11 protein-coding genes are annotated in these 16,298 nt (G+C 41.1%); 5 read left to right on the top strand and 6 right to left on the bottom strand.

The annotated features are described in order from the left end of the window. The first annotated feature begins 63 nt into the window (after nt 1-63). The 5 genes from HGR01_RS25840 (at nt 64) to HGR01_RS25820 (ending at nt 8,027) form a co-directional block, all read left to right on the top strand. On the top strand, nt 64-738 hold the full coding sequence (locus tag HGR01_RS25840; protein WP_045871237.1) for a response regulator transcription factor: 675 nt from the start codon (nt 64-66) through the stop codon (nt 736-738). 151 nt (nt 739-889) lie between these two features. Further along, a complete protein-coding gene (arsM, locus tag HGR01_RS25835; protein ID WP_045871238.1) occupies nt 890-1,858 on the top strand; it encodes an arsenosugar biosynthesis arsenite methyltransferase ArsM in 969 nt (322 codons plus the stop codon). A gap of 478 nt (nt 1,859-2,336) precedes the next feature. After that, the gene (gene arsS / locus HGR01_RS25830; RefSeq protein ID WP_045871239.1) at nt 2,337-3,356 is read left to right on the top strand and encodes an arsenosugar biosynthesis radical SAM (seleno)protein ArsS; all 1,020 of its coding nucleotides are present in this window, start codon (nt 2,337-2,339) and stop codon (nt 3,354-3,356) included. A 746-nt stretch (nt 3,357-4,102) separates the two neighbouring features. Continuing rightward, nucleotides 4,103-4,471 carry a hypothetical protein gene (locus tag HGR01_RS25825; protein WP_045871240.1) on the top strand — a complete coding sequence of 123 codons (369 nt, stop codon included), beginning with the start codon at nt 4,103-4,105 and terminating at the stop codon, nt 4,469-4,471. A gap of 259 nt (nt 4,472-4,730) precedes the next feature. Next, complete coding sequence (locus HGR01_RS25820) at nt 4,731-8,027, top strand: CHAT domain-containing protein (protein WP_228045717.1); 3,297 nt, start codon at nt 4,731-4,733, stop codon at nt 8,025-8,027. On the opposite strand, the gene HGR01_RS25815 is transcribed toward HGR01_RS25820, so the two are convergent. From HGR01_RS25815 to HGR01_RS25790, 6 genes are all read right to left on the bottom strand, one after another. After that, on the bottom strand, nt 8,024-8,392 hold the full coding sequence (locus HGR01_RS25815) for a hypothetical protein (RefSeq protein ID WP_045871241.1): 369 nt from the start codon (nt 8,390-8,392) through the stop codon (nt 8,024-8,026). The genes HGR01_RS25820 and HGR01_RS25815 overlap by 4 nt on opposite strands. A 285-nt stretch (nt 8,393-8,677) precedes the next feature. After that, nucleotides 8,678-10,675 (bottom strand): zinc metalloprotease HtpX, encoded by a 1,998-nt coding sequence (locus HGR01_RS25810; protein WP_045871242.1) that lies wholly within the window; start codon nt 10,673-10,675, stop codon nt 8,678-8,680. 172 nt (nt 10,676-10,847) lie between these two features. Continuing rightward, on the bottom strand, nt 10,848-11,387 hold the full coding sequence (locus HGR01_RS25805; RefSeq protein ID WP_052335235.1) for an SH3 domain-containing protein: 540 nt from the start codon (nt 11,385-11,387) through the stop codon (nt 10,848-10,850). Between the two features lie 254 nt (nt 11,388-11,641). Continuing rightward, nucleotides 11,642-13,504 carry an AAA family ATPase gene (locus HGR01_RS25800; protein WP_045871243.1) on the bottom strand — a complete coding sequence of 621 codons (1,863 nt, stop codon included), beginning with the start codon at nt 13,502-13,504 and terminating at the stop codon, nt 11,642-11,644. Nucleotides 13,505-13,550: 46 nt separating this feature from the next. Then, on the bottom strand, nt 13,551-15,458 hold the full coding sequence (locus HGR01_RS25795) for an ArsA family ATPase (RefSeq protein ID WP_045871244.1): 1,908 nt from the start codon (nt 15,456-15,458) through the stop codon (nt 13,551-13,553). Nucleotides 15,459-15,495: 37 nt separating this feature from the next. Continuing rightward, nucleotides 15,496-16,233 (bottom strand): GvpL/GvpF family gas vesicle protein, encoded by a 738-nt coding sequence (locus HGR01_RS25790; protein ID WP_228045348.1) that lies wholly within the window; start codon nt 16,231-16,233, stop codon nt 15,496-15,498. Nucleotides 16,234-16,298: the final 65 nt, after the last annotated feature.

Genomic DNA, 16,298 nt, shown 5'->3' with positions numbered 1-16,298 from the left:
ATTAAAATTTTTCCAATCTGTATCTCTGCTAACTATATCCTGCTGTAATTATTGACATCCTCTATGAGGCACATCTTACTGGTCGAAGATGAAGTAAAACTAGCTCGATTTATAGAATTAGAACTAAATTATGAAGGCTATCAAGTTAGTACCGCTTACGATGGCTTCACTGCAATTACTGCATTACAAAAGTTGCATCTAGATTTAGTAATTTTAGACTTAATTTTACCAGGTGTATCGGGGTGGGACATTTGCCGTCGGTTGCGAAGTACTGATGAGCAAGTGCCAATAATTGTATTAACGCCCAAAGAAGAAGCAAGCGATCGCATCGAAGTTTTAGATGCTGGCGCAAATGATTATGTAGTTAAGCCATTTAGCCGCGAAGAATTATTATTTAAAGTTAATACACAACTGTGCAAAATCAAGAAGCCAGAAGTCACAGAAATTTTAAAATTTGAAGACATCAGTTTAAATCGCCGTACAAAGGAAGTTTATCGCGGCCAACGTTTGCTGGATTTAAGCGTTCCAGAATTTAATTTACTAGAGTATTTACTCATCCATCCCCGGCAGATTGTTACACGCGATCGCATTATTGAAGACGTTTGGGGTAAATACTTCAGCGGTGATGCTAATATCATTGAACTTTATATTCGCTATTTACGCCTAAAACTGGAAGCTAATAACGAAAAGCGGCTGCTACAAACTGTGCATGGTATTGGCTACGTGTTACATGATTAAAATCCAACTAACGCTGAAACCCTAAACCCCCAGAAAATAAAGGAGTTTAGGGTTTATCGTTTTCTCACCTAAAACTCATGCAATTCTGAGTCACTTGTATTAGGATGCAGAAAGTTGACTCTACAGAACAGCCTACAAGATTGAGTTCGCAATGACCTATTTAGAAACAGCGGCGCAATTCTACCGCGAAGTTGCAGAAACACCACAAGTCGGACTTTGTTGTGTGCAAAGTACACCCCTGCAACTACCAGGACTGAAAATTCCTCTGCCAATGCAGGAAATGAACTATGGTTGTGGTACTACTGTTCATCCTACGGAACTCGCCAATCAACCAACCGTGCTGTATGTTGGTGTTGGTGGTGGGTTAGAAGCCTTACAATTCGCTTATTTTTCTCGTCGTGCGGGTGCAGTAATTGCAGTTGAACCTGTTGCAGCTATGCGCGAAGCTGCTACACGCAACCTAGAAATTGCTGCTCAAGAAAATCCTTGGTTTGATCCCAGTTTTGTAGAAATTCGCGAAGGTGATGCTTTTAACTTACCAGTTGCCGATGCTGCTGTAGATGTAGTAGCACAGAACTGTCTGTTTAATATATTTGAACCAGAAGATTTAACCAGGGCGTTAAAAGAAGCCTTTCGAGTTTTGAAACCAGGTGGACGCTTGCAAATGAGCGATCCCATTGCTACTCGTCCCATCCCCGCACATTTGCAGCAAGATGAACGACTACGCGCCATGTGCTTATCAGGCGCACTCACCTATGAAGAGTATACTCAACTAATTATTAATGCTGGCTTTGGTCAAGTAGAAATTCGCGCCCGTCGTCCTTATCGCCTCTTAGATTCGCTAACCTATAACTTAGAAGAAAACTTACTTTTAGAAAGTCTCGATTCTGTATCTTTTAAAGTTGCCATTCCTGAAGATGGAGCTTGTATTTTTACAGGAAAAACCGCAATTTATGCAGGTACAGAACCATTCTTTGATGACTCCGCCGGACATTTATTGCAACGTGGTATTCCTGCAGCCGTGTGTGATAAAACTGCTGCCAAACTAGCAGCTTTAAAGCCCACAGAAATAATTGTGACTGATTCGACTTGGCACTATGACGGCGGTGGTTGCTGTTAAGGTTTGAACAGATAGGACTCATATTTGATTTTTGAAGTTCACGTAGGAGAGCCAGTGCGTTGCGGAGGTTTCCTCCGTTGTAGCAACTGGCGTTGCGTTAGCGATAGCGTAACGCATCCGTGCCAAACCTTTTCGCTATATAAACAATAAAACTCTTGTGGAGTGGGCATCTTGCCTAGTGGTGTCAACTTAACGTGAACCCCGCTTGGTTGCAAGGTTTCCCCCTCACCCCCAGCCCCTCTCCCACAGGGAGAAGGGAGCAAGAGATTTAGTTCCCCTTCTCCTGAGGGAGAAGGGGTTAGGGGATGAGGGCGCGAGGTATTTGTACAACGCCCGCCCTATATAGCTTTTAGCTTAATTTGACACATATGGGCAGTGCCATGCCCCTACCTGCGTACACAATAAAACTCTTGTGGGGTGGGCATCTTGCCCGCCCAAATTATCAGTTTTTATTTTCATCTTCTAGGAAAACTGAACAATGCAAACTCAAACAATAAATTCAGTAGATATCAAATTAACACCATTTAAACAAAAGCTCACTCAACCTTTAACAAAAAAGACTATATCAGTCTTACAAATCAATCTCGGTAAACGTTGCAACCTCGCCTGTACACACTGTCATGTGGAAGCTGGGCCAAAACGCACAGAAGAACTATCAAAAGAAATCTGTGAACAGCTAATTGAGTTAATTCACAAATTCCCGGAAATTAAAATTGTCGATTTAACTGGCGGCGCACCAGAAATGAATTATGGTTTTAAACCATTGGTGAAAGCAGCTAGAAAAACAGGAAAACAGGTAATTGTTCGTTCTAATTTAACTATTTATTTTGTAGATGGGTTTGGTGATTTACCTGAATACTTTGCTAAACATCAAGTGAGAGTAGTTGCTTCTCTGCCATGTTACCTTGCAGATAATGTTGATAAAATGCGTGGTAGTGGTGTTTTTGATAGTTCAATTAAAGCTTTGCAGTTGCTCAACGCAGTCGGCTATGGCAAAAACCCAGATTTAATTTTGGATTTAGTCTATAATCCGCAGTTACCTACAGGGGAGAAATTTTCTTTAGCGCCGGAACAAACAAAGCTAGAGAAAGATTACAAAATGTTCTTGCAAGAACATTTTGGTATTGTCTTTAACAACCTCTTCACGATTACGAATCTGCCAGTTGGTAGAACTAAAATGCATTTGGAACGTAAGAAAATTTACAGCAGCTATCTACAATTTTTAGAATCAAATTTTAATGCCAGTACAGTTGAACATTTAATGTGTCGTGATGAATTATCAATTGATTACCTTGGCAATGTTTATGATTGCGACTTTAATCAAATGATGAATCTACCAGCAAAAACTCCTAATGGTGAAGCCTTAACAATAGCTAAATTGCTAGAGGCTGGGAGTTTAGATTTAATTAATGAAATCCAAACTGCTGCTTATTGCTATGGTTGTACCGCCGGGTGTGGTTCGAGTTGCGGCGGTGCTTTAGTTGAAAATGGATTTTGATGCATCCAAATGTCATCAAATGACAATTTTGTGAAAAAAACCCTTTCCCCTGGATCGCTAAGGCTGAAATCGGTTTATGATGGCATTAGTTAAGTCTCCTCACACCACACCAAAAAGCCGTGGACTTTGATAAGTCTCCACGGTTTTTATTTGTACGTGACTAATTATTTGTCGTCGGTGACAGATTAGCGATCGCCTTCAGCATAGCCAAAATATCATTTACAATCGCTCTGTTACAGTTGCGATTTTTAATTGCAGTAGCTCTACCTCAAATGTAATTTGCTACATTAATCATGCATCGCTTTGCATTAATGATGTATTGCCCTACATTCACAATGTATCGCCTTACATTAATGATGTATTGCCTTACATTCACAATGTATCGTTTTACATTAATAATGTTTCCCCCTACACAACAATAATGTAAGTTGGGTTAAGCACAGCGCCACCCAACATAAATCTCGTCAACTCAACATATAGATTGGTGTTGGTTACGAAAAGCCTATTTCATAAGCTTTTTGACTTTTGACTTTTGCGAAAAGTTGCGTGGGCGGGTTTCCCGACTTGAGCAAACTTTTCAAGACGACTTTTGACTTCTACGCAGAGGTAGTGGCTGCTTTGCGTTTTTATCAAGGATCGTCAAAAATTAAGTTGCATATCGCGTTAATTACGTGTATTTTCTCAAGCGATTTGAAGTTTAAATTGACACGCTAAATATATAGTCCACTACGGATATATTAACAGCCATGCAAAACACAAATCGCCGTCTCACGCTTCCTATCATCGATGGAGATATTAATTCATTCCACGGTTTGCAAACCATCACTGATTATCAAACTAGCCGAAACGATGCTTCCGCGAGCAAATTAGATGCATCTTATCAAGCAATGTTAAATGCTCAAAAAGCCGAAGTTGAGAAACAAACTTTATACCGTGCTGCGTCTGATGCGGCGCGATTAGCTGAGTGGGAATTTCACAATACGGTGTTAGCGATGAAAGAAGTTGTACGGGGACAGTATGGCTCAGATAGCGATCAAGCTCAAGCTGTGGGATTGAAGAAAAAATCAGAGCGTAAGCGCCCTAGCCGCAAAAAGTTAGTTGAAGCTACAAGTTAATTAAATAGACACGATAAATTACACAACGTCATTGCGAATGAAGCGAAGCGGAATGAAGCAATCCCAACCTCTGCGATTGCTTCGCTTCTCTTTGAGACGCTAACACGAACGCTCGCAATGACTGTAATTAATTTTGTGTGGTTACTTAAGAAGTGAAAAGATAATCCCCTTTATCTGATTCTTTCTTTTGCCTTTTAACTTTTAATTTTTGCCTTATTCAGTCATCTTTTCTGCAATTGATTGAATTATTCTCATCATTATGTTGCGCCTCATACCCTTACCTATGAACGAACAGCGTCAGCAAGCCTATCTCAATCTGATTCGCAGCCTGTTAGATGCCCCCAGTAGTCAAGAACCAGAGATTTTAGCAGCAAACCAAGAATTACTGGATGCTGGCTTTGTGCAGACGGTAGAAGAAGTAGTACAGATGTTTTCACAGCAGGGGGATGAGAATACAGCGAATTGGTTGCAAGGTTTGGCAATGCAACTAAGGGAAGTATTAAATCTAGATACTAAAGTAGATTTGCAATCTCTCAGTGAGGAGGAGATACAGACATATTACCAATTCTTGATTGAGGTACTACAAGTCATTTTAGAAAGTAGAGGTAATTCCCAAGTAGTTTACCCTTTGCTGGCAAAGAATACAGACAAACTCGACGTAGTGTTACCAGAAATATTGCGCCGTTGGGGGATAAATAGACTTGGGGAAGTGAAAGCAGATGAAGCAGAATATTTAGCAGCAGTTATTGTTGAATTTAGCAATCTCATAGCGCAATTCCCCTTAGGTAGCAAAGCCAGCAATATGGAAATTGCTATTACTGGCTATGAAGTCGCGTTGACAGTCTACACCAGAGAAGCTTTGCCTATTGATTGGGCAGCAACGCAAAATAATCTCGCAAATGCCTACAGGAATAGAATAGAAGGAGACAGGGCAGATAACATTGAAATTGCGATCGCGGCTTCTACTGCTGCTTTAACTGTTAGAACTCCTGAAACTTTGCCTATTGAATGGGCAGCAACGCAAAATAATCTCGCAAATGCCTACAGCGATAGAATAAAAGGAGACAAGGCAGATAACATCGAAATTGCGATCGCGGCTTCTACTGCTGCTTTAAGTATCTACACTAGAGAAGCTTTGCCTTTTGAATGGGCAGGAACACAAAATAATCTCGCTGTTGCCTACTGGGAGAGAATTAAAGGAGACAGGGCAGATAACATTGAAATTGCGATCGCGGCTTTTACTGCTGCTTTAACTGTTAGAACTCCTGAAACTTTGCCTTTTGAATGGGCAGCAACGCAAAATAATCTCGCTGTTGCCTACAGTGACAGAATTAAAGGAGACAGGCCAGATAACATTGAAATTGCGATTGCGGCTTTTACTGCTGCTTTAACTGTCAGAACTCCTGAAGCTTTGCCTATTGATTGGGCAATAACGCAAAATAATCTCGCAATTGCGTACAGGGAGAGAATTAAAGGAGACAGGGCAGATAACATTGAAATTGCGATCGCGGCTTTTACTGCTGCTTTAACTGTCAGAACTCCTGAAACTTTGCCTTTTGAATGGGCAGGAACGCAAAATAATCTCGCAATTGCGTACAGGGAGAGAATTAAAGGAGACAGGGCAGATAACATTGAAATTGCGATCGCTACTTATACTGCTGCTTTAGGTGTATACACCAGAGAAACTTTGCTTTTTGAATGGGCAGCAATGCAATATAATCTCGCTGCTGCCTACAGGGAGAGAATCAAAGGCGACAAGGCAGATAACATCGAAATGGCGATCGCTGCTTCTACTGCTGCTTTAGGTGTCTTCACTAGTGAAACTTTACCTCAAAACTATGCAGAAAGTTTGTGGGGGCTGGGAATTGCTTACCAAGATGTAAATCGGTTTGATTTAGCATACAATGCTTTTAAGTCTGCCATTGACACCATAGAATCTTTACGAGAAGAAATAGTATCTGGAGAAGAAAGCAAGCGTAAACAAGCAGAATACTTTAACCAAGTTTATAGCTGCATGGTAGAAGTTTGCCTGCAATTAAATAAGATTACCGAAGCAATTGAATATGTTGAACGTAGTAAAACCCGCAATTTAGTTGAACAAATCCTCGAACGTGATTCTAAAACCATCTTCCCTCCAGATGTTGTTACTCAACTAGAAACCTACAGAGATGAAATAGCCGCAGGACAATATCAAATCCAAAATGGTAAAGCGGAAAATCCTCAAGATTTAGCAAAACGTCTCCAAGAATTGCGGCGACAGCGTAATGAATTGCAAAACCGCTATTTACTTGTTGGTTATGGTTTTGATTTTAATTTATTCCAAGCTCAGTTGAATGAGAATACAGTCATCATTGAGTGGTATATTCTGAATGATAAAATCCTGGCGTTTATTGTCACCAAAACAGGAAATTTAACAGTTTGGCAATCCCAACCAGCAAATTTAGAAGCTTTAGAAAATTGGGTAAATCAATATTTACGAAATTACTATCTTCAAAAAGACCAATGGCTGAATAGCTTAGAATCAGAACTGAAGCAATTAGCTGCAATTCTGCACATTGATGAAATAATTGCAATCATAAATCAGCTATCAGAGTATTGTAATCAACTCATTTTAATTCCTCATAGAGGCTTGCATCTATTACCCCTTCATGCACTCCCAGTCAATCAAAATACTGAAAGTCATTCTAGTCTTCTGGATTTATTTGCTGGTGGTGTTAGCTATGCACCCAGTTGTCAAATACTGCAACAGGTACAACAGCGTAAACGTCCTGATTTCCAATCTTTGTTTGCAATTCAAAACCCCACAGGTGATTTAAACTATACAGATTTAGAAGTACAAGTTATTCAAAGCTACTTTCATCCTGCCAACGTCCTGAAAAAAACAGACGCGACACTCACAGCAATTAATCAATCTGAATTAAATACTTACCACTGCGCCCATTTTAGTTGTCACGGTTATTTTAATTGGACAAATGCTAGTAAATCTGGTTTGATATTAGCCAATGCAGCAGTCGAAGACACAGCAACAAAATCTAACTCTGAACGTTACTTAAACGTGCGCGCCGGGGAAACTCACGATTTAGAAAAATGTCTGACATTAGATAAAATATTTGCTCTGCAATTAGAAAAATGTCGCCTCGTTACCCTTTCCGCTTGCGAAACTGGATTGATTGATTTTCAAAATACCAGTGATGAATATATTGGTTTACCTAGCGGTTTTCTGTTAGCAGGTAGTCCCAGTGTTGTTAGTTCCCTATGGAGAGTAAATGATTTGTCTACTAGCTTTTTAATGATTAAATTCTACGAAAACTTATTCACATTTGATAAATTCGCAGCAGGGAATGTTGCCATAGCCCTTAAGGAAGCTCAAACATGGCTACGAAATCTGACAGTTGAGGAAGTAGTCAGATTTTGGGAAGATAAAAAGATACTTGCCCAATTGAGGAGAGGACAAGTATTAATATATGAGGAATCTTTGAAAATAATCAAGAAACGTCAACCCCTACCTTTTGCTCATCCTTACTACTGGGCTGGATTTATCGCTTCTGGACTTTAAGCATCAGATTCAGGGACTTTACAAAACTTTTTCGCACCCAATTTAAACACCAATATACTAAGTGCAGTTGCAGTACCTAGAGGAATACCTGCACTTGCAGCCAATGGTTCGATAATTGGAGCGATGAATCCAGATTCTAAAGCGTCTCTAACTTCCTCTTGACAAACAAATTGGCGAATTTTTTCTAACCAATCGTTTAATCCTCTATCTGCTTCCTGTGCAGTTTCCCGCATAACTAGCAGTGGAATTGCATCATCTAAATAGCCTTCACACTCTTCTATAGCATCTAAAGCCGCTAAAGCCTCTGGGCTATCTGCCAACTGACTGCGAAACTGACTAATTTCCGCTGGTGTAAGGGTAAGCATTTATATAGTTTTAACCAGTAAATACACGAATAACTAGATAATTATACATTTCATGCTTAATTTAGAAATATAGAAATTGCTCGCACAACATCAACAGTAGAAACAATATTGCTTGCTTGCGATCGCTTCTAGCTCGTTTTGGCTCAGACGAGGTTTAAAATGAAACCTTTCCCACCTTGCTACCACTGCACCAAATCCTGTTGAACAACAAAAAAACGGAGGTGGTAAACAACCACCTCCTTGGCAAATTACAGCTTGGATAATTAGAAATGCTCTGCGAATAGGCTAACTGCTGCTGACAAATATCGTCAAGGCTACTCCTAAAATAATTGCCCCGCCACCCAGTATAAATGACCAGAAGCGATGGTAACTATTGACAACCGTACCATTCTCACTTTGAAGTTGAATCAAATCCATCCAAGGCGCAACACCGCGACGGAACCAACCCACAGCCTCAACTTGTTCACCCAATAAGCTTTGGACTCGCTTCATCCCAAACAAGAAATTCCCAATAGGGCCAAAGCGTGAGGCGTAGTGCAGATATAACATTCCACTACGGTCTTGAATTTTTAAATCAGAACCAAATTTATAACCTGCATCACCACGCCCAATCAGTTGTCCTTCCAGTTTTGCAGGTTGTCCGCGCAAAGTGCTGGCGTAGGGGTCTGACATGAGAGTGAGAATATCGGTATCTGCGGCTTGTTTGTAGTCGGGGAACATCACCAAGGCTTTGATCAAAATTCCTGCGCCTAAGCCGATGAGTGGTGCGCCAAATATCAAACCAGAATGGGAAGAACTAGACCACACAATCACGCCTAAAACTAAGCCAGCTAAAAAGCCGATAGTTTCCGCGCCATACAACACCACATCTAAGAAGAAATTACCGTAAAGCTTACTTCTATTGAGACTCTTACCTTCCCCAATTACTCGCCCCATATCAAACTCTGTGGGTAAACCCAACTGTTCTGCATAGGTACTAAGGGCGCGGACTCGTTTACCAGTTAGCGGGTGAGTAGAATTTAACTCCATCCACCAACCCCAAGGGTTAAACATATCCCACAAAAAGACGCGACCAATTTTTTGCGGATCGGAAGCAATGCGGTAAGCGGTTCCAGTGGAAGCTGCGGCTTTGGGGTCATAAATACCCAAGGCGCGGGTTCCTTCAATCAAACGACTCGGTTCTTTTGTCTTCTGACCTTCTTCTAGTATCCCGTAAGCAATCTTGACCAAAGCACGAGATAATCCATTGGGGTTACCCGTGGTTTCCGCAGCAAAGTGGTCAGCAAAGTATTCTCTGGTACGGGAGAGATACAGTAGCAAGTAAGTACCAACAACATAGAAAATATAAGCAACAAGAGCAGCAGTCTGCATCGCGTCTTTGATTTTGTTATCGCCGCCGCCACGACCAAACCTATTAGCTGTGCTGTAAATTAAGTAGCAAATTTGCACTAAGGTAGAAGCTACTGTCATCACTGCAAAGTCCCAGTGAACAATATGCCCTAATTCATGGGCGTAAACAGTAGCAACTTCATCATCATCTAAATAACTAAAAAGCCCCTGACTGACGACTAACCGGGCGCTATTAGGCAATGAGCCATAAGTAAAAGCCGTAGGGTTTTGGTCGTCGATAATACCCAGCCGTGGGGTTTTGAGGTTCTTCTGTTGACAGACTTGCTGAATCACTCTTGCTGTTTCTGGACTGAGGCTTTCTACTTCCGCCAACTCTACCCAGCGAGTTTGATAAAGCCAACTTTGGGTTAAGTCCATCAAATAAGGCGACAGGAAAAAAGCAGCCAGATTAAAAACTAAAGTGATGGTAATAGCGATCGCTAATCCTTGGACTGGATTATCACTACCTAAAATAAATACTAAGCTCAAGCCTAAAGCGAACACCATCCCAAACAGCAAGGTGATGGTGACACCAGAAGCTAAAGCCAGACTTCCACCCACACCACCCATTGCTAATTTCACACCAGCCGCCGTCGCACGTCCGGCTGGTGGTACAGTTCTGGGTTGTGTAACTGGTGCTTGCGGGAGTGTTTGACGTGCTTGTTCAGCCCAACTCCGCACCTGAGGATTATCACTCATCATTAGCCGTTGACACAGGATTGATGCTTTTTCAATCTGTCCTGTGCCTTGATAGGCTTTCATCAGCCACATTTGTGCTGAAAGATAATCTGAAGAATTTTGGTCTACAGCATTCCGGCTGACTTGTTCCAAGATTTCAACAGCTTCGGAATAACGTCCTTGGTTAAAGGCATCTAATCCAGATTGCAATGACATAGTATCTCCTTAGTAAAGGAGTAGTAATTGATCAATCAATACTCATAGATTCAGGATTCGTCATTGGCATTTCGTAAAACTTAAACAGGTGACTGGGGATTGGGGATTGGGGATTGGGAACTATGTAGTTGTGAGTGTTGCTGGTTGTTGGTTGGTGATGGGATGCGATCGCCTAATGTACAGGACAAGTAATAATGCATCCTTGGGGCCATATCGATAGCAAGTCTTCTCTGACCCAACCACTCGCATTATTTGGGAACTTGACACGATACCAACGATATTCACCTGCATTTTGGTAGGAATCCTCCACTGTCACCAAATCACCTGACAGCCCACTGTGCAGCACTTTGCTGTTTAAGTTAGGAGAAGAACGCACGTTAATTTTATATCCACGCTCCCCAGCTATAGTTGCATAACGCTTCTTGCTTGGCTGGAACTTAACTAAATCTCCTCGTATCCAACCGTTTGCTGTTCCTTCCACTGTTGGCTGTACATAGTACCAATAATCGCCATCATCTCCGTAGGTAATATTTAAAACCTCTACATTACTGCCCAATGGTAAGACTTCTTCTACAGAGGCTGTTAAAGATGCACTAGTTCGCAAATTGCTGTCAGTCGTCAAGGTTGCCGGACGAGCCATTGCAGGCAATACTGTATTCATTAATGTGCCAACAGTTAAAAATCCCACCGTTAGCTTTTTGATTAAACTCATAAATTCCCCACAAGATATTCGATAACCAAAGAATAAAATCGAACCCGCAAACCAAGTTCACTAAATATAAATACAGAGAAAATCAGAACTTTTCCGAAAAAGCGAGTCTTCTAGTTAATCAAAAATCTTGTTTGTAGAATAATGAGTTTCTTCCTTTGATAGGGAAAAAGGGAAAAGGTTAAAGGTTAAAGGGAAAAGATTTTTCAACCCCTCCCCTTCCCCATTCCCCATTCCCCATTCCCCCTTCCCCCTTCCTAACCAGGCCGCTGCTCAGTCAACACCTGATAAGCATAATTAAAATCATCAGTAGTGATTCTGATATCTGCGGGTACTGTCTGCCCTTGGGAACGGAAACGGCGAATTGCTTCCACAGCCGCTTGATTACACAGCAATGTTAAGTCTGCACCATTCCAGCCTTTGGTCATCTCTGCCCAATATTCCAAATCCACATCTTGCAGAGGTCTTCCTTGGCTATGAACTTTCAAGATTGACAGACGGCTGCTGAGATCTGGTAGATCTACTTTCATTTGTAAATCTAAGCGTCCAGCACGTAATAAAGCTGGGTCTAGAGCATCAGGTCTATTGGTGGCACCAATTACTAAGATAGTAGTTCCCACTTGTAAACCATCTAATTCAGTGAGTAATTGACCAACTACGCGATCGCTTACTCCAGAATCACCATTGTAACTGCCTCGGGCTGGGGCTAAGGTATCAATTTCATCAATAAAGACTACGCAGGGGTCTGCTTGTCTGGCTTTGGCAAATAGTTCCCGTACTGCTTGTTCGCTGGCTCCCACCCAACGGCTCAGTAATTCTGGGCCGTTCACACCAATAAAGTTGGCTCTAGCTTGGGAAGCCACAGCTTTGGCTAGTAAGGTTTTACCCGTTCCCGGAGGCCCCCACAATAATATGCCTTTGGGTGCTAGGGCTTTGGTTTGCAGATACAGTTCTGGATACAGTAACGCCCCTTCCACAGATTCGCGCAGGGTTTGTTTAATTGATTCCAAACCACCGATATCTTCCCAAGCTATATGAGGAACTTCAACTTCGACACTCCGCAGTACCGCAGGTTTGATTTCTTTGAGGGCTTGTAAAAAGTCTGACTGGTTAACAGTCATATTTTCTGGAACTTTTTCCTCAATCGAAGGAACATGACGGCGCAACGCAGTATAAGCAGCTTTTTGACAAACAGCTTTCAAATCAGCCCCCACAAATCCCACTGCTCTTTCAGCAATGAAATCCAGGTCAACTGTCCCATCTAAGGGCATAGCGCGGGTGAGAATTTGTAGAATTTCTTTACGCCCGTTACAGTCGGGAATGCGGAACTGAACTTCCCGATCAAATCTTCCTGGGCGGCGTAAAGCCGGGTCAAGATGATCGGGGCGATTTGTCGCCGCTAAGACAATTACACCTTGGCTTTGAGAGAAACCATCCATCAAACTCAATAGTTGGGCTACTAAACGTTTTTCTACTTCCCCTTCCACAGCGCTGCGGTCTGGAGCTAAACTATCAATTTCATCAATAAAGATAATACAGGGAGCATTTTTAGCAGCTTTCTCAAAAATTCCCCGTAGTCTTTGCTCGGCTTCACCGTAATATTTACTGATGACTTCTGGCCCAACGAGGGCGATATAGTTAACGCCGAGTTCTTCTGCTAAAGCGCGGGCGGTGAGAGTTTTACCTGTCCCAGGAGGCCCAACTAACAATACACCCCTTGTAGGTTCTAACCCCAGCTTTGCTAATAAATCGGGACGTTTTAAGGGAATAGCAATCAGTTCCTTCAGTTCTTTGAGAACTTCACTCAATCCACCCACATCTTTGAGGCTATAACCCGAAGGTGCATCAGGTGGAATCACAGATTCAGAACCTCCGCCATTACCGCCACCGCCATTGCTAGCACCACCACCAGAATTAGCTGGAGGTTGAGTGCGGAAGCGACTAGTACCAACATCATTAGCCATATTATTGGGGCGTGGCACATTCCCATAACGAGGAATACTGCTCATTGGGCGAGAGTTAATTTGCACATCTGTTTTAATCTCGCCCTTTTCCACTTTTTCTTCTAGAGTTTTCACTAACTCTAAGAATTGCTCAAATCCCTTAAATAACTCACTCATAAAATACCTCAGATAGTTAACTTTAAAAATCCCGCTTTTCTGGCATTTAGCTGTTATTGGCAATTAATTCTTCAAATTCAAATAACAGATGTGCTGCACATTGAACTCTCACTACCGGCTCTACAGAACGTGGTAAATTCGGTAAGCGGATAATTGTTTGTTCGGGGAACAAACTGCCATCAATTTCCGCTTGTGGATTGTAGCGATTTTGCACCACATAAGGTTGATTAACTCCCATCTTTTTCAAAGATTCTGTTAATCTAATATGTTCAGCAATAATTGCCGCTTCTGCTTGAATTACACCAATAAATTGCGTATCTTTGGGATTTTTTAACTTCTTTTGTGCCTGTACAACTTGTTGCCGTAAACCCCGCAACCGCCCAATTACATCTACATGACCCAAAACATTTTGATATTTCATCCACAGCTTAAATATCCAGGTTAACCAATCTCCTAAAGCCGATGGCATTTCTAAAAAGCGCAGGAGATGGCCTGTTGGTGCTGTATCTAAAATAATTAAATCTGCTTGGTTACTATCTAATAGATCCATCACAGTGACCAGAGATAATATCTCATCAATGCCAGGTAAAGCTTGAGACATAATCTGCCGCCAAGCTTCTGGTAAGTAAGCAACATTCACTGTGGAATCTGTTTGCGAGCCTTCCCCACTAATCATATCTGCTAATTCCCACAGATAATCTGAACGGAATTTGTCGATTACTTTAGTTTCATCAACTTCTTGTCCGCTCAAATTAGCAGTTAGCATGACAGGCTCATGTCCCAAAGTTTGCCCAAAAGCATCTCCTAAAGAATGAGCCGGATCTATGGAAATTACTCGAATTTTTTTATGGGGATAATGCTGGGCGCAAGCCCAACCTATAGCGGCTGCTACTGTGGTTTTACCTACACCTCCTTTACCACCCACAATAATTAGTTGACATCCTTGAGCCAAAAAATCACCAAAACTCGGCAAGATTTTATTGGGCCATTGAATTATTGGTGGTGGTGCAATTTCAACATGGTCAATGATTTGAATTTGGGCAGCTAAACTATCTAACAACTTGCTACCTAAGGGAGGTGCTTGTTGTTGGGGTACGATGAATACAGGTTTTTCAGGTGCTATCTGTAAGTATTTTGTGAGCAAATTTTGCTGTTCTGCATAACGGTCTGTTTCTACTTCATTATCTGTCAAACAGCGATTGACAAATAATCCTGCATAGGGGACTTCTAAATCTTTTAAACTAGCTAAAAAGCGCTCAGTTTCTAACAAACACATCGGTTCTGAAACTGCGACTACTAAACAGCCAGTAAATTTCTCATCTTGCAGTAATCGTCTGCCTTCTGCTAATTGAAATTTCATGTCAATCAAGAAGCGATCAACATCATCTTCTGTGTAATTACCCGTAAAACTTTTGGTAATCACTCGATGTTTTTCTTGGAATAATTCAAAGGAATTTAAAATAACATCTAAAAAATCTTTTAATCGTAATAAATTTAATGTATGCCCAGAAGGAGCCATATCGAGAACTACCCGATCCACCTGCTTTTCTGAAAGCAGACGTTGAATTTCTAGCAAACCCATCAGTTCATTTAAACCCGGCCAATTTAAATCCCAAACTGGTGCTAGGTCTTCGCCATCTGCTAAACTACCTCGTTCAACTAGTAATTCTAAAAAACGGCTATACTTTGCTTTAAATTCTAACAGCAGCTTTTGGGCATCTAATGCTTGCACGCTTAAATTAGGCAAATCGGCTAGGGGTAAAGCTGTGTCGTTTACTTCTGCAAGTAAGACATCGCCTAAAGAATGTGCTGGATCTGTAGAAAGTAACAAAATTCTTTCTTGAGGAAACTTCTTAGCCCAATAACGCGCAAAACTGCAAGAGATGGTGGTTTTACCAACCCCACCTTTGCCGCTAAACATGACTAAATTAAGTAAGTCGTAGTGGTTCATCATAAACCTAGAAATTTATAGCAAAGCTGGTAAATAATAGTCAAACAAAGTGGTAAGGAGGTAATCCTTCTCCTAAGCAAAAATCCCAACGGGGGCAAGCTTCTTGCCAAGTTAAAAACTGCTCTAAGAATGAAAGTTTGTCTTGATGGTTAACTAAAAAGTAAACCCGAATTTCTTCGCCTTTATCTTGAACAATCACAGCAGATTGATAAATATCGGTGATGAGATTAACCAGACTGGATTTTTCTTCAGCCTGTGCAATCATGTAAGCTTTTTGATTTTCAAAATGTTGTTTTTTCGCTAAAAAATAATCTCTACCTCCACTGATAGAGGATTTTACGGGTTCTTGAAAAATCCGAGGTAGAAGTTTTAAATTATATTCAGTTTTCCCTTGAATATAATCTAATTTCTCACGATACTCTGCACCGTGAGATTCTATATGCTTGAGTAATGTGGCTGGAGAAGCAAAAGAAGTACCAAAACGCAAAGGTAAAATTGTGGTTTGTTGAAATAGTTCACGAATAATGCGATCGTGAGCTAAAACCATTTTGATAACTTGTTCATCATTATTTTGCACTGATTCTAAAGATATTCCTGGCTCAACAACGGCAGAAATACCAGAACCATGAATTAAGAATAACTGACTAGTATTACCCTCTGGTAAATTTAAGGGAATATCAGGAGTATTAAAAAAAGCATAAGTGTAGAGATTTAATGATTCCATTCTGGCAACCAAATCAAAATGAGTGAGAATTATGTTTGTTTTTAGTGCATCCATACTGACACAAATTTTAAAAAATATTAAATATATTTTTATCCTTTACAATCCGATTTTCTTGGTTA

This window comes from Tolypothrix sp. PCC 7712, assembly GCF_025860405.1.
GTDB lineage: Bacteria > Cyanobacteriota > Cyanobacteriia > Cyanobacteriales > Nostocaceae > Aulosira > Aulosira diplosiphon.
The sequence above is the reverse complement of the archived record's forward strand: the minus strand, read 5'-3'. Positions and strand labels throughout refer to the sequence as shown.

Coding starts and splice junctions, on each gene's coding strand:
- HGR01_RS25795 (WP_045871244.1), bottom strand. CDS start 15,458: ATGATGAACCACTACGACTTACTTAATTTAGTCATGTTTAGCGGCAAA.
- HGR01_RS25805 (WP_052335235.1), bottom strand. CDS start 11,387: ATGAGTTTAATCAAAAAGCTAACGGTGGGATTTTTAACTGTTGGCACA.
- arsS (WP_045871239.1), top strand. CDS start 2,337: ATGCAAACTCAAACAATAAATTCAGTAGATATCAAATTAACACCATTT.
- arsM (WP_045871238.1), top strand. CDS start 890: ATGACCTATTTAGAAACAGCGGCGCAATTCTACCGCGAAGTTGCAGAA.
- HGR01_RS25790 (WP_228045348.1), bottom strand. CDS start 16,233: ATGGATGCACTAAAAACAAACATAATTCTCACTCATTTTGATTTGGTT.
- HGR01_RS25810 (WP_045871242.1), bottom strand. CDS start 10,675: ATGTCATTGCAATCTGGATTAGATGCCTTTAACCAAGGACGTTATTCC.
- HGR01_RS25825 (WP_045871240.1), top strand. CDS start 4,103: ATGCAAAACACAAATCGCCGTCTCACGCTTCCTATCATCGATGGAGAT.
- HGR01_RS25815 (WP_045871241.1), bottom strand. CDS start 8,392: ATGCTTACCCTTACACCAGCGGAAATTAGTCAGTTTCGCAGTCAGTTG.
- HGR01_RS25820 (WP_228045717.1), top strand. CDS start 4,731: ATGTTGCGCCTCATACCCTTACCTATGAACGAACAGCGTCAGCAAGCC.
- HGR01_RS25800 (WP_045871243.1), bottom strand. CDS start 13,504: ATGAGTGAGTTATTTAAGGGATTTGAGCAATTCTTAGAGTTAGTGAAA.
- HGR01_RS25840 (WP_045871237.1), top strand. CDS start 64: ATGAGGCACATCTTACTGGTCGAAGATGAAGTAAAACTAGCTCGATTT.